Source organism: Streptomyces tateyamensis, from assembly GCF_003205575.1.
GTDB lineage: Bacteria > Actinomycetota > Actinomycetes > Streptomycetales > Streptomycetaceae > Kitasatospora > Kitasatospora tateyamensis.
In genome coordinates, this window is record NZ_PYBW01000030.1 from 229,001 (window position 1) to 236,249 (window position 7,249).

At 70.9% G+C, this 7,249-nt stretch carries 5 protein-coding genes; 2 read left to right on the forward strand and 3 right to left on the reverse strand.

Annotation, left to right across the window (positions count from 1 at the left end; all coding sequences use genetic code 11):
• Window positions 1–3: 3 nt before the first annotated feature.
• Window positions 4–1,317 carry an ABC transporter substrate-binding protein gene (locus C7C46_RS10480; protein WP_110668140.1) on the reverse strand — a complete coding sequence of 438 codons (1,314 nt, stop codon included), beginning with the start codon at window positions 1,315–1,317 and terminating at the stop codon, window positions 4–6.
• Window positions 1,318–1,484: 167 nt separating this feature from the next.
• On the opposite strand from C7C46_RS10480, the gene C7C46_RS10485 reads away from it, so the two are divergent.
• Window positions 1,485–2,753 carry an ROK family transcriptional regulator gene (locus C7C46_RS10485; protein ID WP_110668142.1) on the forward strand — a complete coding sequence of 423 codons (1,269 nt, stop codon included), beginning with the start codon at window positions 1,485–1,487 and terminating at the stop codon, window positions 2,751–2,753.
• A 185-nt stretch (window positions 2,754–2,938) separates the two neighbouring features.
• Complete coding sequence (locus C7C46_RS10490; RefSeq protein WP_245984335.1) at window positions 2,939–5,482, forward strand: discoidin domain-containing protein; 2,544 nt, start codon at window positions 2,939–2,941, stop codon at window positions 5,480–5,482.
• A gap of 93 nt (window positions 5,483–5,575) precedes the next feature.
• Here C7C46_RS10490 and C7C46_RS10495 read toward each other — a convergent pair whose 3' ends face one another.
• Window positions 5,576–5,827 (reverse strand): hypothetical protein, encoded by a 252-nt coding sequence (locus C7C46_RS10495; protein WP_110668146.1) that lies wholly within the window; start codon window positions 5,825–5,827, stop codon window positions 5,576–5,578.
• A complete protein-coding gene (locus C7C46_RS10500) occupies window positions 5,824–6,978 on the reverse strand; it encodes an inorganic phosphate transporter (RefSeq protein WP_110668148.1) in 1,155 nt (384 codons plus the stop codon). Before C7C46_RS10500 ends, C7C46_RS10495 begins: the two co-directional genes overlap by 4 nt.
• Between the last annotated feature and the right edge of the window lie 271 nt (window positions 6,979–7,249).

Consider the following 7,249-nt stretch of genomic DNA (forward strand, 5'->3'; position numbering starts at 1 on the left):
GCGTCAGCTGGCCGGCATCTGCTGCTGGGCCTTGGTCAGTTCGGCCTTCACGGAGGCGTCGGTGACCGGCTGGCCGGCGGCGGCAGCGGCGAGCAGGTTCTTCACCGCGGTGCCGATCAGGGTCTCGAACTGGCTCTCGCCGGCCACCTGGGGCAGCGGAGCGGCGCTGTTCTGCAGCACGCCGGCCAGGGTCTTGAGCTCCGGGGTGCCGAAGGCCGGGTCGGACTGGGCGGCCTTGACCGGGGGCAGCGAGCCGTAGGTGCCGTTGAGCTGCTTCTGCTCCTCGTCGCTGGTCATGAACTTCACGAAGTTCAGCGCACCGTCGAGGTTCTTGGTGTTCTTGAAGACGGCCAGGTTGATGCCGGCCACCATCGAGGTGACCGCCTGGGTGCCGGTGGCGCCGGCCGGGGCGGGGATCGGCACCACGCCGTAGTCGTCCGGGTTCATGCCGTGCGACTTGAGGTTGGCGCCGGCCGACTGCCACATCAGCATCGCGGCCTTGCCGGTGGCGAAGTCGGTGACCGACTGGTTGGCCGCGTACTCGGCGTTGCCGGGGGCGGCGATCTTGTCGGCGGCGATGAAGTCCACGTACTGCTTGACCGCGGCGACCGCCGCCGGGCTGTCGAACTGCGGCTTGCCGGCGGCGTCGAAGAAGCCGGTGCCGTGCTGCTGGCCGAGCATGAAGGCGTTGTGCACGTTCTCCGAGACGTTGCCGCCCTCGATCGCCACGCCGTACTGCGAGCCGGTGGTGAGCTTCTTCCCGTCGGCCACGAACTCGTCCCAGGTGGTGGGCGGTTGCGCGATTCCGGCGGCCTGGAAGAGCTTCTTGTTGTAGTACAGGCCGTAGGCCATCGAGTAGAGCGGGACCGCGGCCGGGTCCTTGCCGGCGGCGCCGGCCGAGGCGATGGTGGCGGGCAGGAACCGGTCCTTGCCGCCGATCTTGTCGAAGGCGGCCTGGTCGAACGGGAGCAGCGCGCCGGTGGCCTGCAGCGAGGCGGACCAGGTGTTGCCGATGTTGAGCACGTCGGGGCCCTGGCCGGAGGCGGTGGCGGCCAGGATCCGGTTGAGCAGGTCGGACCACGGGATCACCTCGAGGTTGACCTTGATCCCGGTCTGCTGCTCGAACTTTCTCAGCTCGGGCTCCAGGACCTGCTTGTCGTTCTCCAGGCTGCTGCCCTGGTTGGAGGCCCAGTAGGTGAGGGTCTTGGGGCTGGTGTTGGAGCTGCCGCTGGTGCTGGAGCCGCCACCGCAGGCGGTCGCGGTGAGTGCGAGTGCGGCGGTCAGGGCGAGGGTGGCGGGGAGGCGGTGGGTTCGCATGGGTGGGCCCCTCTCGGGCTGGGGTGCGGGAACGAGGGGTGAGGGTCGCTGCTGGAGAGCCACGGAGCTTGTCGGGCCCGTAACTTCATGGCGTGATTTAACGTGTGAGAAAACCTGGCGTCAAGACCTTGCGCAAGGCAGGATTGACCGGGAGGAGGGAGCACCGGATGGCAAAGCAGGGCAATCAGACCGTGCGTGACCTGCGGCGAGGCAACCGGGCCACGTTGCTGCGCCACCTGTACTTCGACGGGCCGTTGAGTCGTCAGGAGTTGGGACGCAGTAGTGGGCTGAGTGCCGGATCGATCAGCAACGTGGTCGGCGAGCTACTGGCCGACCAGCTGGTGGAGGAGTGCGGCTCGGTGGAGTCGGACGGCGGCCGGCCGCGGATCCTGCTGCGGGTGCGGCCCGGGCTCGGGCACCTGGTGGGGGTGGACGTGGGGGAGACCCAGGTCCGGGTGGCGCTGTTCGACCTGGCGCTGACCGAACTGGCCGCCAGCGATTACCCGCTCTCCGACTGCGGGCACGACGTGGACCACGTGGTCGAACTCATCCTCACCGGGCTGGCCGAGGTGCTGGCCGCCACCGGGGTGGCGCCGCAGACCGTGCTCGGCGTCGGCATCGGCGTGCCCGGCGTGGTGGACCAGGGCGAACTGCCGGGCGGTGCCGGGGTGGTGGTGCACGGGCCGACGGTGGGCTGGGACGCGGTGCCGCTCGGGCGGCTGCTGCGGGCCGGCACCGAGCTGCCGCTCTTCGTGGACAACGGCGCCAAGACGCTGGGCCAGGCCGAGATGTGGTTCGGTGCGGGCCGCGGGGCGCAGCACGCGGTGGTGGCGCTGTTCGGCTCCGGCGTGGGCGCCTGCGTGATCGCCGACGGGGTGCGGTTCCGCGGCGCCACCAGCAGCGCGGGGGAGTGGGGGCACACCAAGGTGCACGTCGGCGGGCGGCTGTGCCGGTGCGGGGCGCGCGGCTGCCTGGAGGCGTACGTGGGGGCCGAGGCGCTGGTCGAGCGGTGGGGGCAGGGTGCGCCCGGCGGCAGCGAGAAGGCCGGGCTGACCGAGCTGCTGACGGCGGCTCGGGCCGGCCGGGCGGACGCGGTCGAGCTGCTCGCCGAGGCGGCCGAGTACTTCGGCGCGGCGATCGCCGACCTGATCAACCTGTTCAACCCCGAGCGGGTGGTGATCGGCGGCTGGGCGGGCTCGCTGCTGGGGCCCTACCTGCTGCCGATGGTGCAGGACGCGGCCACCCGGTACGCGCTCAGCTTCCCGCGCGAACAGACCGTCATCGGGCTCTCCAGCCTGGGCCCGGAGGCCGTCACGACCGGTGCGGCGACCCTGCCGCTGAGCCGCTTCCTGACCTCCGGCGGGGAGTTGGCGGAGGGGACGAAGGAAGGCGCAATGCTGCGCGGGGGGTTGACGGGGGCTTTTCTCACCCGTTAAATCACGCCATGAAGTTACGGGGCGGTGCGCTCCCTCATCCCGTGCCCGGCTTCCCACCCTCACTCCCCCCACCCCACCCCCTTTGCAGGAGAAGCCCCATGAGGCTCGCTTCAGCACGCCCCGCCGCCGTCAGTCGAGGAGGCCGAGCCGCCGTCGGACGACGCGGCAGCGCCCTCCTCCTCAGCCTGGCCCTGCTCTCCGGCGGCGGTGCGCTCGCACTGCCGGCCGCCCTGGCCACCGCGACCACCGCCGTCGCGGCCACCGACGTCCTGCTCTCGCAGGGCAAGGCCGCCACCGCCTCCTCCACCGAGAACGCCGGCTCCCCCGCCTCGGCGGCGGTGGACGGTGACACCACCACCCGCTGGTCCAGCGCCTTCAGCGACCCCCAGTGGCTCCAGGTCGACCTCGGCGCCTCCGCCACCATCGACAAGGTGGTGCTCAACTGGGAAGCCGCGTACGGCAAGGCCTACCAGATCCAGACCTCCGCCGACGGGGTCAACTGGACCACCGTCTACTCCACCACCACCGGCGCGGGCGGCGTCGAGACGCTGACCGTGGCCGGCACCGGCCGCTACGTGCGGATGAACGGCACCGCCCGGGCCACCCAGTACGGCTACTCGCTCTACGAGTTCCAGGTCTACGGCAACCCGTCGAGCAGTTCCAGCTGCGGCACCGCCGACGTGGCGCAGGGCAAGACCGCCACCGCCTCCTCCACCGAGAACGCCGGCACCCCCGCCTCGGCGGCGGTGGACGGTGACCTGACGACCCGTTGGGCCAGCGCCTTCAGCGACCCGCAGTGGCTCCAGGTCGACCTCGGCAGCACCCAGCAGGTCTGCCAGGTGGTGCTCAACTGGGAGGCCGCGTACGGCAAGGCGTACCAGATCCAGACCTCCGACGACGCGGTGAACTGGACCACGATCTACTCCACCACCAGCGGCGCGGGCGGCACCGAGACGCTCAACGTGGCCGGCTCCGGCCGCTACCTGCGGATGAACGGCACCGCCCGGGGCACCGGCTACGGCTACTCGCTCTACGGGCTGTCGGTGCACACGCTCGGCTCCTCGGTCCCGCCGGTGCAGGGCGGCGGCGACCTGGGCCCCAACGTCATCGTCTTCGACCCGTCGATGAGCAGCACCAGCATCCAGGCCAGCCTGGACAACGTCTTCAAGCAGCAGGAGAGCGCCCAGTTCGGCACCGGCCGGTACGCGTTCTTCTTCAAGCCCGGCAACTACAGCGGCCTGAACGCCCAGATCGGCTTCTACACCTCGATCGCGGGCCTGGGCCTGAACCCCGACGACACCCACATCAACGGTGATGTCACCGTGGACGCGGGCTGGTTCAACGGCAACGCCACGCAGAACTTCTGGCGCTCGGCGGAGAACCTCTCGCTCAGCCCGGTCAGCGGCACCGACCGCTGGGCGGTCGCCCAGGCCGCGCCGTTCCGCCGGATGCACGTCATGGGCGGCCTCAACCTGGCGCCCAACGGCTACGGCTGGGCCTCCGGCGGGTACATCGCCGACAGCAAGGTCGACGGCACCGTGGGCAACTACTCGCAGCAGCAGTGGTACACCCGGGACAGCTCGATCGGCGGCTTCACCAACGGGGTCTGGAACCAGGTCTTCTCCGGGGTCCAGGGCGCGCCGGCCCAGTCCTTCCCGAACCCGGTGTACACCACGCTGGCCACCACCCCCGAGTCGCGCGAGAAGCCCTTCCTGTACCAGGACTCCGGCGGCAACTACCAGGTCTTCGTGCCCTCGCTGCGCACCAACGCGAGCGGGGTCAGCTGGGCGAACGGCGCCACCCCGGGCAGCTCGCTGCCGCTGAGCCAGTTCTACGTGGTCAAGCCCGGTGCCACCGCGGCCACCATCAACCAGGCGCTGGCCCAGGGCCTCAACCTGCTCTTCACGCCCGGCGTCTACCACGTGGACCAGGCGATCAACGTGACCCGGCCGGACACCGTGGTGCTCGGCCTGGGCCTGGCCACCATCGTCCCGGACAACGGGGTGACGGCCGTGCAGGTCGCCGACGTGAACGGCGTCAAGCTGGCCGGCCTGCTGATCGACGCGGGCACCGTCAAGTCCCCGACCCTGCTGCGGATCGGCCGGCCGGGCGGCACCGCCGACCACAGCGCGGACCCGACCAGCATGCAGGACGTCTTCGTCCGGGTCGGCGGAGCGGGCGCCGGCCTGGCCGGCACCGCGGTCGAGGTGGACAGCAACAACACCATCGTCGACCACACCTGGATCTGGCGGGCCGACCACGGCACGGGGGTGGGCTGGACCGTCAACCCGGCCGACTACGGCCTGGTGGTGAAGGGCAACGACGTGCTGGGCACCGGCCTGTTCGTCGAGCACTTCGAGAAGTACGACGTGGAGTGGAGCGGCGAGCGGGGCCGGACGATCTTCTTCCAGAACGAGATCGCCTACGACGCGCCCAACCAGGCCGCGGTGCAGAACGGTTCGACGCGCGGCTACGCGGCCTACAAGGTGGACGACACCGTGACCACCCACGAGGCCTGGGGCGTCGGCAGCTACTGCAACTTCACCACCGACCCGACCATCGTGATGGACCACGGCTTCGAGGTCCCGACCACCCCGGGCGTGAAGCTGCACGACGCCTTGGTGGTCTCGCTGGGCGGGATGGGCCAGTACAACCACGTGGTGGACAACACCGGTGCCCCGACCTCGGGCACCTCGACCACGCCGTCGAACGTGGTCAGCTACCCGTGACCGGGTGACTGCTCGACCGAGGAGTGCGTGACCGAGTGAGTGCGTGACCGGGTGACCGGGCCGCTGCCTTCGAGCAGTGGCCCGGTCACCTGGTCAGCTGTGCTTGACGATGACCGAGATGCCCCAGCCGATCGCGGCGAGCACGACCGCGAAGCACAGGACGGCGACGGCATAGCCGACCGGGCCACCGGAGCGGGGAGCTGCGGCCCGCTCGCCGGCGCCCGCGCGGTCCGGCGGGCTCAGGGCGCGCAGGCCGAGCGCGAAGACCGCGGGCAGGCCGGCGCCGGTCAGGGCGCCGACGACGACGATCTTCCACAGCGCGTGGAGGTTGATCCACTGGTTCACGAGGCCGCCTTGTCGTGCTCGGCTGCCGGGACGACCGTTCCGGTCCACGCGGCATTGACGTTCTCCGGCGTGACGGCCGGGTGGCGGGAGGCGACGAAGAAGGCGATCGAGGCGAGCACCAGGACGATGAAGATCACCACCACCCCGCCCGTCCCGCCGATGCCGTGCGCGACCCAGTAGGCGACGGCGCCGACCAGGGCCGCGGCGGGCAGCGTGAGCAGCCAGGCCGCCACCATCCGGCGGGCGATGTGCCAGCGGACCTCGGCACCCTTCTTTCCCACCCCCGAGCCCAGGATCGACCCGGTCGCCACATGGGTGGTGGAGAGCGAGTAGCCGAAGTTGGTGGAGGCGAGGATCACCGCGGCGGAAGCCGATTCCGCGGCCATCCCCTGCGGCGGCTCGATCTCCACCAGGCCCTTGCCGAGCGCCCTGATGACCCGCCAGCCGCCGATGTAGGTGCCCAGCGCGATCGCCACCGCGCAGGAGGCGATCACCCAGTCCGGGGATTTCGCCCCGGCGTGCAGGGTGCCGTTGGCGATCAGCGCCAGGGTGATCACGCCCATGGTCTTCTGCGCGTCGTTGGTCCCGTGGGCCAGCGACACCATGGAGGCCGAGCCGATCTGGCCGATCCGGAAGCCGTGGCCCTTGGGGCCCTCGCGCATGCCGATGGTGAGCCGGTAGACCAGGTACGTCCCGAGCGCCGACACCGCGCCGGCGATCACCGGCGACAGCGCGGCGGGCACGATCACCTTGGCCACCACGCCCTGCCACTTGATCGCCGACGAGCCGGCCGCCGCCATCGTGGCCCCGATCACGCCGCCGATCAGCGCGTGCGAGGAACTGGACGGGATCCCGAGGTACCAGGTCGCCAGGTTCCACAGGATGCTGCCCGTCAGGCCCGCCATCACCACCGTCAGCGTGACGGCGTGGCTCTGCACCAGGCCGCTGGCGATGGTCGCCGCCACGGCCGTGGACAGGAACGCGCCCGCCAGGTTCAGCACCGCCGAGACGGCCACCGCGACCCGTGGGGGGAGGGCTCCGGTCACGATCGAGGTCGCCATCGCGTTGCCGGTGTCATGGAATCCGTTGGTGAAGTCGAATCCCAGCGCGGTGGCGACCACCAGAGCCAGGACCGCGTCGTTGCCGGTCACGGGCACGAAGATAGCCCGCTGAGCAGCATGATCTGACGGTACGACACCCGCTCGAACGGATGAGCCGCTACCGCCCCGGGCAGAGCTGGCGCACCGTCACGGCGTCGCCTGCCCGGCGGGCAGCCACCCGCGCTGGACTGCCCGGACGCCGAACTCGAACCGGCTGCGGGCGCCCAGGCGCTCCATCCCTTGTTCTTCGCAGGGAATCCCGGCCTTTAGGCCGGGCGGGATTGCGATCCTTGATCCGGAGTCGCGAAGCGGCGGAGTGCTC

Coding starts and splice junctions, on each gene's coding strand:
- C7C46_RS10485 (WP_110668142.1), top strand. CDS start 1,485: ATGGCAAAGCAGGGCAATCAGACCGTGCGTGACCTGCGGCGAGGCAAC.
- C7C46_RS10480 (WP_110668140.1), bottom strand. CDS start 1,317: ATGCGAACCCACCGCCTCCCCGCCACCCTCGCCCTGACCGCCGCACTC.